Annotated in this window: 13 protein-coding genes; 3 read left to right on the forward strand and 10 right to left on the reverse strand. The window is 72.5% G+C overall.

The genetic code is table 11. From position 1 onward, the window contains the following. Window positions 1-285 precede the first annotated feature (285 nt). Both N912_RS0103610 and N912_RS0103615 read right to left on the reverse strand, forming a co-directional pair. Entirely contained in the window at window positions 286-1,380 is a 1,095-nt protein-coding gene (locus N912_RS0103610; protein ID WP_028921351.1) for a DmpA family aminopeptidase, read from the reverse strand. Continuing rightward, on the reverse strand, window positions 1,377-1,994 hold the full coding sequence (locus N912_RS0103615; protein WP_028921352.1) for a TetR/AcrR family transcriptional regulator: 618 nt from the start codon (window positions 1,992-1,994) through the stop codon (window positions 1,377-1,379). Before N912_RS0103615 ends, N912_RS0103610 begins: the two co-directional genes overlap by 4 nt. 118 nt (window positions 1,995-2,112) lie before the next feature. Between N912_RS0103615 and N912_RS49265 the strand changes: the two genes are divergently transcribed. After that, window positions 2,113-3,549: an APC family permease gene (locus N912_RS49265; protein ID WP_051579548.1), complete on the forward strand. Its 1,437-nt coding sequence runs from the start codon at window positions 2,113-2,115 to the stop codon at window positions 3,547-3,549. On the opposite strand, the gene N912_RS49270 is transcribed toward N912_RS49265, so the two are convergent. From N912_RS49270 to N912_RS49275, 3 genes are read right to left on the reverse strand one after another with little or no spacing between them, the layout of a single operon-like run. Then, complete coding sequence (locus tag N912_RS49270; protein WP_084210556.1) at window positions 3,465-5,321, reverse strand: hydantoinase B/oxoprolinase family protein; 1,857 nt, start codon at window positions 5,319-5,321, stop codon at window positions 3,465-3,467. The genes N912_RS49265 and N912_RS49270 overlap by 85 nt on opposite strands. After that, window positions 5,314-7,377: a hydantoinase/oxoprolinase family protein gene (locus tag N912_RS0103630; RefSeq protein WP_037062745.1), complete on the reverse strand. Its 2,064-nt coding sequence runs from the start codon at window positions 7,375-7,377 to the stop codon at window positions 5,314-5,316. The genes N912_RS49270 and N912_RS0103630 overlap by 8 nt, the downstream gene beginning before the upstream one ends. A gap of 29 nt (window positions 7,378-7,406) precedes the next feature. Then, on the reverse strand, window positions 7,407-8,312 hold the full coding sequence (locus N912_RS49275) for a LysR family transcriptional regulator (protein ID WP_051579550.1): 906 nt from the start codon (window positions 8,310-8,312) through the stop codon (window positions 7,407-7,409). 104 nt (window positions 8,313-8,416) lie between these two features. Here N912_RS49275 and N912_RS0103640 point away from each other — a divergent pair, with 104 nt between their 5' ends. Further along, the gene (locus tag N912_RS0103640; protein WP_028921354.1) at window positions 8,417-9,367 is read left to right on the forward strand and encodes a quinone oxidoreductase family protein; all 951 of its coding nucleotides are present in this window, start codon (window positions 8,417-8,419) and stop codon (window positions 9,365-9,367) included. Window positions 9,368-9,388: 21 nt separating this feature from the next. On the opposite strand, the gene N912_RS0103645 is transcribed toward N912_RS0103640, so the two are convergent. Beyond that, window positions 9,389-10,003: a TetR/AcrR family transcriptional regulator gene (locus N912_RS0103645; RefSeq protein WP_064745145.1), complete on the reverse strand. Its 615-nt coding sequence runs from the start codon at window positions 10,001-10,003 to the stop codon at window positions 9,389-9,391. Between the two features lie 106 nt (window positions 10,004-10,109). On the opposite strand from N912_RS0103645, the gene N912_RS0103650 reads away from it, so the two are divergent. Next, window positions 10,110-10,508, forward strand: coding sequence for an ester cyclase (locus tag N912_RS0103650; protein WP_028921356.1), 399 nt, complete (start codon window positions 10,110-10,112; stop codon window positions 10,506-10,508). A gap of 32 nt (window positions 10,509-10,540) precedes the next feature. Here the strand turns inward: N912_RS0103650 and N912_RS0103655 are convergent, their stop codons facing one another. Genes N912_RS0103655 through N912_RS0103670 form a run of 4 tightly spaced genes read right to left on the reverse strand, consistent with a single transcriptional unit; the run spans window position 10,541 to window position 15,255 of the window. Next, window positions 10,541-12,088, reverse strand: coding sequence for an AMP-binding protein (locus tag N912_RS0103655; protein WP_051579553.1), 1,548 nt, complete (start codon window positions 12,086-12,088; stop codon window positions 10,541-10,543). Next, a complete protein-coding gene (locus N912_RS0103660; protein WP_211261117.1) occupies window positions 12,085-12,963 on the reverse strand; it encodes an amidohydrolase family protein in 879 nt (292 codons plus the stop codon). The genes N912_RS0103655 and N912_RS0103660 overlap by 4 nt, the downstream gene beginning before the upstream one ends. Next, on the reverse strand, window positions 12,956-14,245 hold the full coding sequence (locus tag N912_RS49280) for an MFS transporter (RefSeq protein WP_051579555.1): 1,290 nt from the start codon (window positions 14,243-14,245) through the stop codon (window positions 12,956-12,958). Before N912_RS49280 ends, N912_RS0103660 begins: the two co-directional genes overlap by 8 nt. Further along, window positions 14,242-15,255 carry a phosphotriesterase family protein gene (locus N912_RS0103670; protein WP_037063420.1) on the reverse strand — a complete coding sequence of 338 codons (1,014 nt, stop codon included), beginning with the start codon at window positions 15,253-15,255 and terminating at the stop codon, window positions 14,242-14,244. The genes N912_RS49280 and N912_RS0103670 overlap by 4 nt, the downstream gene beginning before the upstream one ends. Window positions 15,256-15,351: the final 96 nt, after the last annotated feature.

Here is a 15,351-nt window from a genome sequence, read left to right on the forward strand (position 1 = left end):
ATCAGCGGGGTCAGCGTGCGCGCCGTCAGTGGTGGCCTACCTGAGTCCGGGAAACGACGTTGACAGCGTTCGGTCCAATACCACCTGCGAGTCCGCTTGCAGATCGACTCAGATTCAACACTTGTCGGTCAGGTGCGGCTGGAGTCGTCCTGCACGGTGACGCACATGTGGGCGCGGGTCATTGAGCATCGGCTGCCACCACGCCGTTCTTTGGTCGGTCGGCAAAGTCGCCGAAACCGCCATGATCCACACCACTGCGGGCCTGGACGCCGACGGCTCGCTCGGTTAGCTGATCGAACGCTTGAGCAGTTCGCGTACCCGGGCGTGCGGCATGGCGGGCGAGCGGTGGCCGTTCTTGCCGATCATGGTCTCCCCCGCCGCCAGGGCGTTGACGACGGCTTCCTCGACGGACCGCACCACGGCCGTGTAGAAGGCGTCCATCCGGCTCCAGGGGATGAAGCGCAGCGTCTCGTACACCGCGTTGTCGTCGGGGAAACCGCTGGCCAGCGCGCCGGCATTGGCCGTGGAGAAGGCCAGGAAGAGGTCGCCGGAGAAGTGTGAGCCGCTGGTTCCGGTGCGCGCCAGGCCGAGCGGCACCCGGCGGGCGAGCGCCTTGCACTGGCCGGGCAGCAGCGGGGCGTCGGTGGCCACCACGGCGATCACAGACCCGGCGCCCGGCGCGGCGGCGGCCTCGCGGCGCTCCTGTGGATTGTCGTCGGTGAGCTGGCGCCCGACGGGCACCCCGGCGATGGTCAGCTCGGACCGCGAGCCGAAGTTGGCCTGGACGAACGCGGCCACCGTGTACTCGTCGTCCCCGTAGCCGACCCGGCGGGACGCGGTGCCGCTGCCGCCCTTGAACGCGTAGCAGGTCATGCCGGTGCCGCCACCGACGGCGCCCTCCGCGATCGGCCCGCCGGACGCGGCGTCGATGGCCTGGGCGGCGTGCTCGGGGCGCACGTGCGGGCCGTTGACGTCGTTGAGGTAGCCGTCCCACGTCTCGGCCACCACGGGCAGCAGCCACTCGCGGGCCAGCGCAGGCTTGTGCTCCACGACCCAGTCGATGGCACCCCGGTGGCACGGGCCGACGGCGTGGGTGTTCGTGAGCAGCACCGGCAGGGAGAGCGAACCGGTCTCCTCGATCCATGCGGTGCCGGTCATCTCGCCGTTGCCGTTCAGCGAGAACCAGCCGGCCGCGCACGGCACGTCCACACCGTCGCGGCCCCGGGGCAGGATCGCCGTCACGCCGGTCCGCACCGACTCACCGTCGATCAACGTCACGTAGCCGACCTCGACGCCCGGCACGTCGGTCAGGGCGTTGTGCGGGCCTGGCTCGCCGTCGAACGGGATGTCCAGCGCGCGAGCACGGGGCCTTGCCGTCATCGAACAACCTCCGGATCGAGATCGCAGCGGGTCGCGGTGGCCGCGTAGCCGAGCAGCAGGCGCTCGGCGGTGGCCACGTCGAAGGTGGGTACCGCCATGGTGATGTGCAGGCCGTAGCCGTCCTCCAGGACGACCAGGTTGCGGGCGACGGAGAGCACGTCGTCGGTCAGGTCGAACGCGCCGGTCGCCGCGCCGGCCTCCAGGATGCCGACGTACAGCGTGACCTGGCGCTGGCAGAGGTCGATGTACCGGGCGGCGTAGGCGGGGTCGTGCCGGGCCACGGTGCCCAGCTCGTAGAGCAGCCGGCACAGCTCGTCGTCCGGCCCGCTGGGCAGCCCGCTGCGGATCATCGCCACCAGCCGGCGACGCGGGTCGGACTCCTCGCGGCCGGCCTCGGCGCGCGCCGAGCAGAACCGCTCGACGGCCTGGTCCTGGACCTCCTTGAGCAGGTCGGTGAGCGCCGAGAAGTAGTACAGCACCGAGGCCGGGGTGAGCCCGGCGCGCTTGGCCACGTCGGTGAGCCGCAGCGCGAGCACGCCGCGCTCCACCACGATCTGGCGGGCCACCTCGACGAGCTGGGCGCGTCGCTCCTGCTGTCGCTTGGGCCGGGCCATGCGGCAAGTATGTCCAAAGTTGTTTGAAAGTTACAACCGGACACACTGCTGGCCTTGACGTTCCTGACCGAGAGTTCTTCAATACGTCTTTGAAGAACCCCCGAGCAAGGGAGGCATCGTGGCCGCTCCCGACAAGTCCGCCGACAAGGCCGGGCACACGCCGCAGGAGACGCGCCGGCTCCGCAGGGGGCTCGCCGTCCTCGGCACCCTGCTGATCACCCTGTCCGCGATCACCCCGGCGTCCTCGGTGTTCATCATCGCGCCGGGCGTGATCGGCCAGGCCGGCACCGGTGCGTTCCTGGCCTTCCTGGCCGCCGCCGTGGTGGGCGTGTTCATGGCGTTCGTCTACGCCGAGCTGTCCTCGGCGTACCCGTTGACCGGCGGGGAGTACGCGATCGTCGGCCGGACCCTCGGCCGGCTGCCCGGCTTCATGATCATGCTGCTGATCCTGTTCACCCAGCTGCTGATCCTGGCCGTGATCGCGCTGGGGGTGGGCACCTACCTCGGGGTGCTGATCCCCGGGCTGCCCGGGCCGGTGGTGGCCGCGGTGGTGTGCCTGCTCGCGGCGGTGTTCGCGGTGCTGGACATCAAGGTCAACGCGGTGATGACCGGCATCTTCCTGGCCATCGAGATGCTGGCCCTGCTGGTGCTGTGCGTGCTCGGGTTCGTGAACACGAACCGGTCGTTCGCCGAACTGTTCGCGCACCCGGTGGTCGCCGGTGAGAGCGGGTTGCAGCCGGCCAGTTTCGCGGTCATCGCGACGGCCACCGCGGTGGCGATCTTCGCCTACAACGGGTACGGCGGCGCCGTCTACTTCGGCGAGGAGACCCACAACGCGCCCCGGTCCATCGCCAAGGCGATCCTGTGGGCGCTCGGGATCACCGTCGCGGCCGAGCTGATCCCGGTCACCGCCGTGCTGCTCGGCGCGCCCGACCTGACCGAGCTGTTCAAGTCGGAGAACATGCTGGCGTACACGGTGACCGCGCTCGGAGGGAGCACGCTCAACACGTTCCTCAGCCTCGGGGTCGCGGTGGCGATCATCAACGCGGTGCTGGCCATCATGCTGCTGACCGCGCGGCTGCTGTTCAGCACCGGGCGCGACGATGCGTGGCCGCTGCCGGTGAGCAGGGCGGTGGAGTCGATCCATCCCCGGTTCGGCACGCCATGGGTGGCCACGGTCGCGGCCGGCGTGATCTCCGCCGGAGTCTGCTTCGTCGACGAGAAGCTGCTGCTCGTGCTGACCGGCACCTCGCTGGTCGTGGTGTACGCGGCGCTGTGCCTGGCCGCCGTGAACGGCCGGCGCACCGGGTCCACCGGGCATGCGGCCTACCGGATGCCGCTGTTCCCGCTGCCGCCGATCCTGGCGCTGGCCGCGCTGGTCTACGTGATCTACGCCAACGCGACGGACCCGGAGGTCGGCCGGCCCAGCCTGATCGTCACGGTGGCCGTGCTGGTCATCGCCGCCGCCTACTACCTGCTCTGGCTGCGCAGGCGGGGCGAGTGGGTGCTGCGCGGCGACGAGGCGCGCGAGTCGGAGGTGCCGACCACCCGGTAGGACTCGGGCGGCCGGACCAGCGCGTCGGGTTCTCCCACGTACTCGATGCGGACCCCGTACAGCTCGCGGGCCGCCTCGATGCTGACGTACCCGTTCACCACGTCGTCCAGCACGCGCTCGACCGGCCGCTCGCCCGGGTCGCCGTAGCCGCCCCCGCCCGGGAACCGCATCCTGACCCGGGCGTCGGGGTCCAGCCGCACCAGCCGTTTGGGCGGCAGGTCACGGCCGGTGGCGGCGTCGACGAACTCGCCGGCCGCCCCGGAGCGGCCGCCCAACGTCCCGCCGGCCGGGAAGTCCACCCGGTCGATGTTCGCGTTGACCGTCCAGCCGTGCTCGCCCCGCCGGCGCACCTCGACCACCTGGCCGAGCCCGCCCCGGTGCCGGCCCGCTCCCCCGGAGTCCGGGCGCAGCTCGCGCCGCCGCTGCACCAGCGGGGTGAGCGTCTCCAGCACCTCGGTCGGCGCCGCCCGCACCCCGGTCGGGAAACCGGTGGTGGTCAGCCCGTCCTTGTCCGGCCGGGCACCGGTGCCGCCGGCGCCGAACACGGTCAGGGTGAACGGCCGGGGTTCGCCGAGGTCACCGCCGCGCCACACGCTCATCCACAGCGCGTCGGTGCTCACCGCCGGCAGCCCGCCGGGGACGGCCTCGCGCAGCGCGTCGAACAGCAGGCTGGGCAGGAAGTGGCCGACCAGGTGTCGGGACGCCACCGGCGCGGGGTCGACGCAGTTCAGCACCGACCCCTCCGGGGCGACCACGGTGACCGGCCGGAACGAGCCCGCGTTGTGCGGCACCTCGGGCGCCAGCGCCGCCTTGATCGCGAACGAGGTGTACGCGCGGGTGTAGTTGAGCACCACGTTCACGCCGTGCGGGGACTGCGGCGACGAGCCCGTGTAGTCGACGTGCGCGGTGTCCCCGGCCAGGGTCACCGTGACGCGAAGCTCGATGGTGGCGCCGTCGAACCCGTCGGAGGTCATGCGCGCGGAGTACCGCCCGTCCGGCAGCGCGCGCAGCGCGTCCCGCAGCGCCCGCTCGGAGCGGAGCATGATCTCTTGCGCGACCTCGTCGATGCCGTCGAGGCCGAACTCGTCGAGCATCCTGGCCAGGCCGCGCGCGCCCACCTGGTTCGCCGACACCTGGGCGTAGATGTCGCCCATCGTCTCGTCGGGGGTGCGGACGTTCGCCCTGATCAGCCGCTCCAGCGTGGGGTCGGGGCCGGCGGCGGTGCGCAGCTTGAGGATCGGCAGGCGCAGGCCCTCCTCGAACACCTCGGTCGCGGCGGCGGACAGGATCCGGCCGCCGATGTCCGGCGCGTGGCAGCAGCTCGCGAACCAGGCGACCAGCGTCCCGTCCCGGAACACCGGGGTGGCGATGGTGATGTCGTTGATCTGCCCGGCGGTCATCCACGGGTCGTTGGTGATCAGCACGTCGCCGTCGGCGAGCGACTCCGGCGGGTACTGTGTCTTCGCCTCACTCGCCGGCGGGGCTCGATGAGTGCTCGCCTGGTGGTTGCTTTCCCATCGGTGCGGGTCGCACTCCGACACGATGTGCGCCATCCCGGTGGCCATCGCGTTGATGTGGCCGGGGGTGCCGCCGGTGGACTGGCCGACCATGTCGCCGGTGGAGGTGAACACCGCGCAGGCCAGGTCGAGGCACTCGCGCACCACCGGGCTGAACGCGGTGTGCACCAGCGCGGCCTGTTGCTCCTGCAGCAGCGAGTGCAGCCGGTTCGCGACCAGCCCGACGACGATCGGGTCCACGGCGGGCTCACTCATGGCCGTATCCCAGCCGGACGACGATGCTGCCGTCCTCGGTCACGGTGCCGGCGGCGCCGGGCGGCAGCACCAGGGTGGACTCGCGTTCCTGGACCAGCGCCGGCCCGGTGATCCTCGCGCCCACGGCCAGCCGGTACCTGTCGTACACGGCGGTCTCGACGTAGCCGTGCTCGGACGGGAAGTACGCCTCGCGGTAGCCGATGGGCTCGGGCGTGCCGTCCGCCGAGGACTCGAACCGCAGCCGGGCACGGGGCCGGGGCCCGCGCGCGGTGACCCGCCAGGTGAGCACCTCGGCCTGCACGCCGGTCGGGGCGACGGTGCCGAAGCGCTTGGCGTACTCGCGCTGGAAGGCGGCCAGCAGGTCGTCCCGCCAGCGGTCGCCGAGGTGCGGCACCGGTACCTCGATCTCGTTGCCCTGGCCGACGAACCGCATCTCCAGCGTGCGCTCGAACCCGATGTCCTCGATGCCGGAGAGCACCTCGGCGCCCTCGCGCTCCATCTCGTCGAACAGCTCGGCGGCCTGCTCGACCTCGTCCAACACCGCGTGTCGGGAGCGGACCACGTCGATGGACATCGGCGCGGACAGGAACCCCAGGGCGCTGAGCACGCCGGCGGCCGGCGGGGCGATCACGGACGGCGAGCCGAGCGCCCTGGCCACCCCGGGGCCGTGCAGCGGGCCGTTCCCGCCGGACACGAACAGCGGCAGCCGCGCCGGGTCCTGGCCGCGCTCGATGGCGTGCACCCTGGCCGCGTTGGCCATCCCCTCGTTCGCGGTGGTGTGCACGCCCCAGGCGGCCTCCACCACGCTCACACCCAGCTTGTCGGCGATCTGCTCCTTGATCGCGGCCGCCGAGGCGGCCACGTCCAGCGCCACCTCGCCGCCCAGGAACCGGTCCGGGTCGAGGTAGCCGAGCACGGCGTCGGCGTCGGTCACCGTGCACCGGGTGCCGCCCCGGCCGTAGCAGACCGGCCCGGGCTCGGCGCCGGCCGACTCGGGCCCGGTGCTGATCAGCCCCAGCGCGTTGACCCGCGCGATGGACCCGCCGCCGGTGCCGATCTCGATCATGTCGATGACCGGCGCCCTGGCCGGCAGGCCGGACCCGGGCAGCAGCCGGTACACCCTGTCCACCTCGAACTCGTGGGTGACCAGCGGCCGGTGGTCCTCGACCAGGCACAGCTTGGCGGTGGTTCCGCCCATGTCGAAGGCCATCTGGTCCGGGCGCTCCCCGGTGCGGCCGAACGCGATCGCCCCGAGCGCTCCCCCGGCCGGCCCCGACTCCAGCATCCGGATGGGGAACCGCGCTGCCACGTCCACGGTGGCGACCCCGCCGTTGGACAGCATGATCAGCGGGTCCGTCCGGACGCCGATGCGGCGCAGCCGTCCCCGCAGGTCCTCCAGGTAGGTCTCCACCAGGGCCTGCACGTAGACGTTCGCCAGCGTGGTGGAGGCCCGCTCGTACTCCCGGATCTCCGGGTTCACCTCGCAGGACAGCGCCACCCGCAGCTCGGGGGCGGCGGCCGCGATGATCTCCCGGGCCTGCCGCTCGTGCGCGCCGTTGGTGTGGCTGTGCAGGAAGCAGACGGCCACCGCCGGCACCCCGGCGGCGGACAGCTCGGTGGCCAGCTTCTCGACGGTGGCCGCGTCCAGCGGGGCCTGGACCGAGCCGTCGGCGAGGATCCGCTCGCGCACCCCGAACCGCAGCCAGCGCGGCACCAGCGGGCGCGGCAGCTCCAGCCCCAGGTCGTAGAGCTCGTAGCGGTGCTCGCGGCCCATCTCCACCACGTCCCGGAAGCCCTCGGTGGTGAGCAGCGCGGTGCGGGCGCCGCTGCGTTCGATCAGGGCGTTGGTGACCAGGGTGGTGCCGTGCACGACGCCGGTGATGTCGGCGGGGTCCAGCCGGTTGTCGGCCAGCGTGCGCCGCAGCAGCGCCTCCACCGCGGCGGACGGCTCGGCCTGGGTGGTCAGCGTCTTGCCCACCGCCACGATGCCGACGTCGTCCACGATCGCCAGGTCGGTGAACGTGCCACCGATGTCCACCCCGACGCGCAGGCTCATGGGCACCTCCGATCTCCGTGGTGCCATTGTCAGGCCCGGCCGGCGATCAGGCCCGTCGTGGCGGCGTCCGCGCCGTGCCGCCGTTGGGAGTGAGCGCGGATGCGCTCGACCCAGGGGGAGGTCGCGTCGGGATGCCACAGCATGAGCAGCGGGAACGTGAGCCGGTCCTGGAGCGGGACCAGGCTGATGCCGTGGCTCGGCGGCCACCCGGTCGGCAGCAGCGCCACGGCGTCGACGTCTGTCAGCTCCGACGCGAGCACGGCGCCGGTGACGCGGGACTGGACCGGGGTGACAGCGGCCCCGACGGCCGCCAGCCGGGCTTTCAGGAGGTCGGTGAACGGCGTACCGGGCGGTTGCCAGGTGAGCAGCCGGAGGCCGTCGAGCCGGGACGCAGGCACGGAGCGGGCGGTGGCCAGCGGATGCCCCGTGGGCACGCACAGGACGGCGGGGGTGGACGACAGCGTTGCGCTGGCGACGCCGTCGACACCGATCCGCGCGAGCACGAGATCAACGGCCCTGGCCCGCAGCTCGTCGCGGATGTCGCCCGGCCGGATGTCCCGTATGGACACCCGCAGCCGCTGCGCTCCGTCGCGCAGCACGCGCACGACCCGGTCGCGCTCGGCCGGCGCGATGGCCGGCGTCACGCCGATGGTGACGGTGCCCGCAAGGCCGAGGCCGACCTGACGGGCCCGGTCGAACGCCGCGTCGACGGCGGCGAGGGCCTGGCGGCCGTCGTCGCGCAGCGCCGCGCCGGCCGGGGTCAACCGCACCTCGTGGGTGGTGCGCTCGAGCAGCGTGACGCCGAGCTCGCGCTCGAGCTGGTGCACGGCCTTGGACACCGCCTGCTGGCCGAGGTGGAGCCGCCGGGCGGCGCGGGTGAAGTTGAGCTCCTCGGCGACGGCCGCGAAGATCTGCAACTGGCGCAGCTCAGGCATGGAGCGGGGCTCGCGCTCGTGGTTGTGACTTCACCACCGATGGTTGTTTCACACCGTGATCCACCTGCCCGAGCATGGCACAAACGGGGCAAGGGAGGGCGAGGATGGCGCGGGTGGTGGTCGCCAACGGGTTCGGTGGCCCGGAGGTGTTGTCGATGGTCGAGCGGCCGGTCCGCGACCCCGGGCCGGGCGAGGTGACGATCCGGGTCCGCGCGGTCGGGGTGAACCCTCTCGACTACGTCGAGTACAGCGGCGCGTTGGGGACGGACCGCGGCGCGCTCCCGCTCCCGGTGGGTCACGAGCTGGCGGGAGTGGTGACGGCGGTCGGCGCCGGCGCGGCCGGGCGCATCCGGCCCGGGGACGAGGTCATCGCCTACCACCGGGAGGTTCCGGGCGCCTACGCCAGCGAGGTCACCTGGCCGGCCGAGGTCGTGGTTCCCAAGCCGGTCAACCTGGGCTGGGAGCAGGCGGCCGGCCTGCTGCTCGTCGGGACCACCGCCGTCCATGCGCTGACCGCTACCGGTGTCGGGGACGGAGACACCGTGCTCATCCACGGTGTCTCCGGCGGCGTCGGGCTGGTCACCGCGCAGCTCGCCCGGCTCCGGGGCGCGGCCGTGATCGGCACCGCCGGGCGCGCGCGCCACGAGATGCTGCGCGGCTACGGCGTCGAGCCCGTCGAGTACGGGCCGGGCCTGGCCGACAGGGTTCGCGACAGCGCCGGAACGCGGTCGGTCGACGCCGCCATCGACGCCGTCGGCACCGACGAGGCGATCGACACCTCGCTCGCGCTCGTCGCGGACCGGGCCAGGATCGCGACCCTGCTGGCCTTCCAGCGCGGCAACGACGCCGGCATCAAGACCCTCGGCAACCTCGGCGGCGCCACCGACCCCGGTACCGAGATACGCGCCGACGCCCGTGCCCGGCTGGTCTCGCTGGCCGAGGAGGGGAAGGTGACGATCTCGGTCGCCAGGACGTTCCCGCTGGCCGAGGCGCCCGCCGCGCACCGGCTCGTGGCCACCGGGCACGCAGGCGGCAAGGTCGTCCTGCTGCCCTGAACCGGCGGTCACCTCCGGCGATCAGGCGTCGTGGCGGCGGGTGCTGTCGGTCGGAGTCGAGGAAGTGTCCGTGCCCTGTCTGAGCAGGAGGACGAGGCGCTCTGCTGGAGTGGCGTCCGTGGCGGTCAGCGCGATCCCGTTGGCCAGGGTGAGTAGCTCCGTTGCGGTGAGGTCGGGGCGGACGGCGCCGGCGCTCTGCGCACGGGTCAGCAGCGCGGACGCGGCCGTGTGCATCGAGTGGTGCCAGCCGTCGAAAAGCGCGGTGCGGTCATCGGTGATCGACAGCGCCAGTTCCCGTTTGGCCGCCACGTGTGCGATGAAGTCCTGGAGCCAGCCGAAGAGGGCGTTGCCGGGTCGGTCCGAGGCCAGCAGGGACCGGCTCCGGGCGCAGAGCCCGGCCACTTCCTCGGAGTAGACGGCGATGATCAGTTCGCGTCGGGTCGGGAAGTGTCGATACATCGTGGCGTTGCCGACGCCTGCCCGGCGGGCGATGTCGTCGAGCGGGGCGTCGACGCCGTGGTGGTGGAAGACATCCCTGGCCGCGGACACGAGCAGGTCGTAGTTGCGCTGAGCGTCCGCGCGACGACGACGCTGGGGTTCCGGACGGGGTGCGGGTCCGGCGCTCTGCGACGGCACGATCCTCCTTGCTAAGTGGGGACTCCCCCAGTTACGGTAGCGGAACACGCCAAATGGGGAGCTCCCCACTTGTCGCCTCACCCATCCCCACCAGAGGAGATGCCGCATGCCGCAGGGACCGGGAGAGACTCACCGGCGCAGCGTCGAGAGCTTCGCGCAGGTCCTGGAAGGCCGGTTCGAGGACGCCCTGAAACTGATCGACCCCGAGGTCGTCGATCACCGGGGCGGCACCCAGGGCGATCACCGGGGACGCGAGGCCTGGCGACAGAAGTGGGAGCGGACCAGCGCGGACCGCACGTTCCACGGCGTGTCCGTGACGATCGAGCAGAACGTCGTCTCCGGCGACACCTCCGTCAACCGGTACACCGTGCGGGGCACCCACACCGGCTCCGGGCGACGCTACGAGGTCCTCGGCCTGGACATGGTCCGCGTCCGCAACGGTCGGATCATCGAGCACTGGGCGCTGCTCGACGGCGACGCGATGCGCGACCAGTTGGGCCTGTGAAAGGACTCCCGCCGCCTTTCGTAGGCCATGGGTCATCGAGGCGGAGGTAGTGGGGGCACCCGGTCCAGCCAGGCCTGTTCGACGGCGTCGTAGCACGGTCCGAGCTCGTCGTCGCGCTCGCGGCGCAGCTCGGCCTTGGCGATCTTCTCCGACGGGGTGAGCGGCAGCGAGCTTCGCGGCTCCCAGTAGCGCGGAACCTTGAACGAGCCCAACTGTCCCCTGGCGTGCTCGACCAGCTCGCCGATCTCGACCGACGTGCTGGGGACGGTCACGACGTAGGCCTTGACCTCCTCGCCGCGCACCGGGTCGGCGACCGGGACGCAGGCGCACAGCCGTACCTTCGGGTGCCCCTGCACGGCCTGCTCGACCTGCGCGGCGGAGATGTTCTCCCCGCTGCGCCGGATGATGTCCTTCACCCGGCCGGCGAAGCGCACGAAGCCGTCGGGTTCCCAGATTGCCAGGTCGCCGGTGTCGTACCAGCCGTTGCCGACGGTGCTGGCCGACGACTCCCCCAGGTAGCCGTCGCTCATCGCGACACCCCGCACCAGCAACCGCCCGACCACGCCGCGCGGCAGCGGCCGCCCGTCCTGGTCCACCACCCGGATCTCCCGGTGCGGCAGTGGGCGGCCGATGATGCCGCTGTCCAGCGCGCGGTCGTGGTCGCGCGCCTCGACCAGGATGTCCGCACCGGTCTCGGTGCTGCCGTAGAGCTCGTGCCAGGGCGCGCCGAAGCGCCGTTCCAGCTCGGCGTGGCTTCCCTCGGGGATGGCCGAGCAGCCGATGTAGCGGACCTTCGAGTCGCGCTCCCCGTCCACCGGCGGCGTGCGCAGCAGCATCGCCGGCATCACGCCGAGGCAGTAGAAGAACGTGGCCTCGTGTTGTTGTACGGACGGCCAGAACGTGCTGGAGCGGAACCGTTCGAGCACCACCAGCTTCGCCCCGGTGAGCAGGCTCGCGACCAGGTTCCACTGCGGGTCCATGTAGTAGAACGGCTGCGCGGTGAGCAGCACGTCGTCGTGGCGCAGCTTCGGCCCGTGCTCGCGCATCGCCTCGCCGAGGGCCAGCCAGTACCGGTGGGACAGCAGGCAGCCCTTCGACAGGCCGGTGCTGCCCGAGGTGAACTGGATGTTCGCCAGCGTCTCCGGCCGGGGCGGCGGGCCGGGGTGCGTGGGCACATCCAGCCGGGCGACGTCGAACGGCCACGGTTCCATGCCCAGCTCCCGAAGCGTCCCGGCGAACTCGGCGGCCGCGAGCGCCAGCGCGGGCCGCGTTGCCCGCAGGATCGGGGCCAGGTCGGCCGGGGCGAGCCGGATGTTCAGCGGCACCATGGCCGCGCCCGCGCGCAGCACGCCCAGCCAGCCGACCGGGAACTCCAGGTCGTTGCGGAACATCACGGCCACGTGGTCGCCCGGGCCGATCCCCCGGGCCCGCAGCGCGGACGCCGTCCGGTCGACCAGCCGGTCCAGCTCGGCGAACGTCACCGACTGGCCGAGGCGGTCGCACACCAGAGCGGTCTTCGGCCCCCATCTCCGGGCCGCGCCGGCCAGCAGGTCCGAGAGGTTGCCGTCCCCGGTGATCACGCGCTCGGCAACCCGAACAGCCGCCGGGCGTTGCCGGCGAGCACGGCGTCCAGCGTGTGGTCCCGCAGGCCGCCCGCACGCCACTCCCGCAGCGCGCGCTCGTGCCCGAAGATCGGCCAGTCGGTGCCGAACAGGACCTGCTCGCGCAGCAGGTTGTTCAGGTAGCCGGCGAGGACGTCCCAGCCCGTGCCCGGCCTGGTGACGTACTTCGGGGACAGCCCGCCCAGTTCCAGCCAGACGGTGGGATGCCGGCGCGCCACCGCGCAGTACTCCGCGACCCACGGCCAGCCGCCGTGGCAGGCGACCAGACGCAGGTCGGGGAAGTCGCAGGCGATCTGGTCGAGGAACTCCGGGCGTTCGTGCGCCATCGGGTACACCCGCGAGTAGTGCACGCCGGTGTGCACCGCGACGATCAGCCCGAGCTCCTCGGCGCGGGCGTAGCCGGGGTAGAGCCGGCGGTCGTGCATGTCCATGCCGGCGAACGCGGGCTGGATGTTCACCCCGATCAGCCCCGCGTCGGCGCAGGCCTGCACCTCGCGCGCGGTGCGCCCGGCGGTGGCCGGCGGCATCGTGATCGTGCCGAACCCGGAGAGCAGGCCGGGGTGCTGTCCGACCAGCTCGACGGTGGCGGCGTTGAGCGCGGCGGCGTCCTCGCCGCCCTCGTACTCCGCGTGCACCACCGCGTGCCCGACGCCGTGCTCGCGCAGGCTCGTGAGCAGCGCGGCCACCGTGGCCCCGCGCACCTTCTCGCCCATGTCGAGCACCCGGTCGTACTCCTGGCGCTCCATCGCCGCCGGTCGGGCCGTCGTCGCCGGCCGGCGGTCGACGGGCAGCCGGACCCGGGCGTCCACGGGCATGAGCGAGCCGTCAGGCACGGATGTCCACCTCTTTCGTCTCGGGAACACGGAACGTGCAGGCCAGGACCAGCAGCGCGACGACCGCGAGGTAGTAGCCGGGGGCGCTGGCGCTGCCCGTGCGGGCCACGAGCACGCTGGCCAGCAGCGGCGCGGTGCCCCCGAAGAGGGCGTAGCCCAGGTTGTAGCCCACGGCGGCGCCGGTGATCCGGGTGCGGGTCGGGAAGACCTCCATCAGCGTCACGTAGCTGCCGCCGCCGAAGACGGCCAGGCTCAGCGCGAGCAGCAGCTGTCCGGTGATCGCGCCGGCCAGCCCGCCGCCGCCGGCCAGCAGGAACGCCGGCACGCTGGTGACCACCAGCAGCGCGGCGCCGAGGCGGATCGCCGGGCGCCGGCCGTAGCGGTCGGCCAGCGCGCCGCAGGCGGGCAGCGCCACCGCGAACACCACCAGGGCGACCCCGTTCGACACCAGCGCCCCGGTGCGCGACAGCCCGCCGGTGACCTGCAGGTAGGTCGGGAGGTACCCGGCGAGGTAGTAGAACGCCAGCCCGGTCATCGAGGACAGCGCGAACGCGATGGCGATCGCCGCCCGGTTGTGGCGGAATGCCTCCCGGACCGGCCCGGAGCTGAGCGCCGCCGAGCGTTTGGCCCGCTCGAAGGCCGGGCTCTCGTCGGTGCGCACCCGGATGTAGAGGCCGATCAGGCTCAGCGGCAGCGCCAGCAGGAACGGCACCCGCCACCCCCAGGCCGCGAACGCCGCCTCCGGCATCGCGGCGTTCAGCCCCAGCACCACCGCGAGCCCGACCACCGAGGACACCGCCGACGCCGCGATGACCACCGTGTTCCACAGCGACCGCCGCGAGGGCGGCGCGTGCTCCAGCGCGAACGAGGACGCGCTCGTCGCCTCACCGCCGGCCGAGAGCCCCTGCAGCAACCGCAGCCCGACCAGCAGCGCCGGCGCGAGCAGGCCGGCCTGGGCGTAGGTGGGCAGCACGCCGATCAGCGCGGTGGACACGCCGATCAGGGTGAGCACGAGCGTCAGCACCCGCCGGCGCCCGTACCTGTCGCCGATCACCCCGAACACCACGCCGCCCAGCGGGCGGATCACGAACGCCACCCCGTACACCGCGAACGCCGAGATCAGGGCCGCGTTCGGGTCGCCGGCCGGGAACACCTGGGTCGCGATGATCGGGACGGTCAGCGCGTAGATGGCGAAGTCGTAGAACTCCACGAACGTGCCCACGCCGGCGCCGAGCAGCGGGCGGTAGCGTGTCCTCGCCAGGGTGTCCACGGGCCCGGTCACGTCGAGATCGCCAGTGCTTCGCGGGGGTTGCGGACGGTCAGGTCCCGCACGGCCTCCGGGCTCATGCCCTTGCGGGCCATCAGCGGCAGCACGTTGCGGATCAGGTGCCCGTAGCCCTCCCCGCCGTACTTGCGCAGGTGGGTCTTGCTGCAGATGTCCTGCGCGACCAGCAGCCGGCGCCCGTGCCCTCTCTCGGTGAGCGCCACCAGGTAGTCCACCCGGGTGGCGTCGTTGGGCATGTCGATCTCGGCCAGCGGGTAGTAGCTGGACTCCTGCCCGAACAGGTCGAACTCCAGGTAGCAGCCGGTGTCGGCCAGCCGGAGCATCGAGTCCAGGTCGAACAGCGTCCGGTCGATGTGGCTCATGATCACCCGGGAGGCGTCACCGCCGGAGTCGGCGACGATGCGCATCGCGTCCAGCGGCGCGTCGGCGTGCCGGCCCGGGTGGATCAGCAGCGCGGCGCCGGTGGAGCGCTGCGCGTCGGCGGCCGCCTCCAGCACCCGGCGCTCGACCGGATGCACCGGCCAGCCCAGCCCGATCTCGCCGATCACGCCCGACCTGATCCGCCGCTCGCCGACACCCTCGGTGACGTCGCCGTAGATCTCCTCGGCCAGCCGCGACCGTGAGCGTTCGTCGAGGTCGGCCGGGTGGTAGTCGCGGTGGTAGTAGCCGCTGCCCATCACGATGTGCACGCCGGTGGCGACCGAGACCGCGTGCAGGCCCTCGGGGTCGCGCCCGAGTCCGAGGCTGGTGGCGTCCACCACCGCCGAACCGCCGCTCTCCAGGTACGCCCGCAGCTCCTCGACGGCGTCGTCGACGTCGTTCATGACCAGGTCGAACGTCGAGTGGTGGCGGCGGACCTCGTAGTAGTTGTCCAGCCGTATCTCCTCGGCGTCGGCCTTCACGCTGCCCTGTTGGACGGCCGTGGCGGCGAGGTTGGACAACACGTGCTCGTGGGTCTGGGTGTGCCCGATCTGCTCGACCGGAACGTCGCCCCGGACCGTCCGCATGACCTCCACTGGCGCTCCTAGCGTCGTTGCTCACGTTGCTGACCAGCACTAATCAATTGATTAGTAGAGTAGGCAGGAACGGTCGAGCGGGTCAAG

This window comes from Actinospineispora acaciae DSM 45401, assembly GCF_000620785.1.
Taxonomy (GTDB): Bacteria; Actinomycetota; Actinomycetes; order Mycobacteriales; family Pseudonocardiaceae; genus Pseudonocardia; species Pseudonocardia acaciae.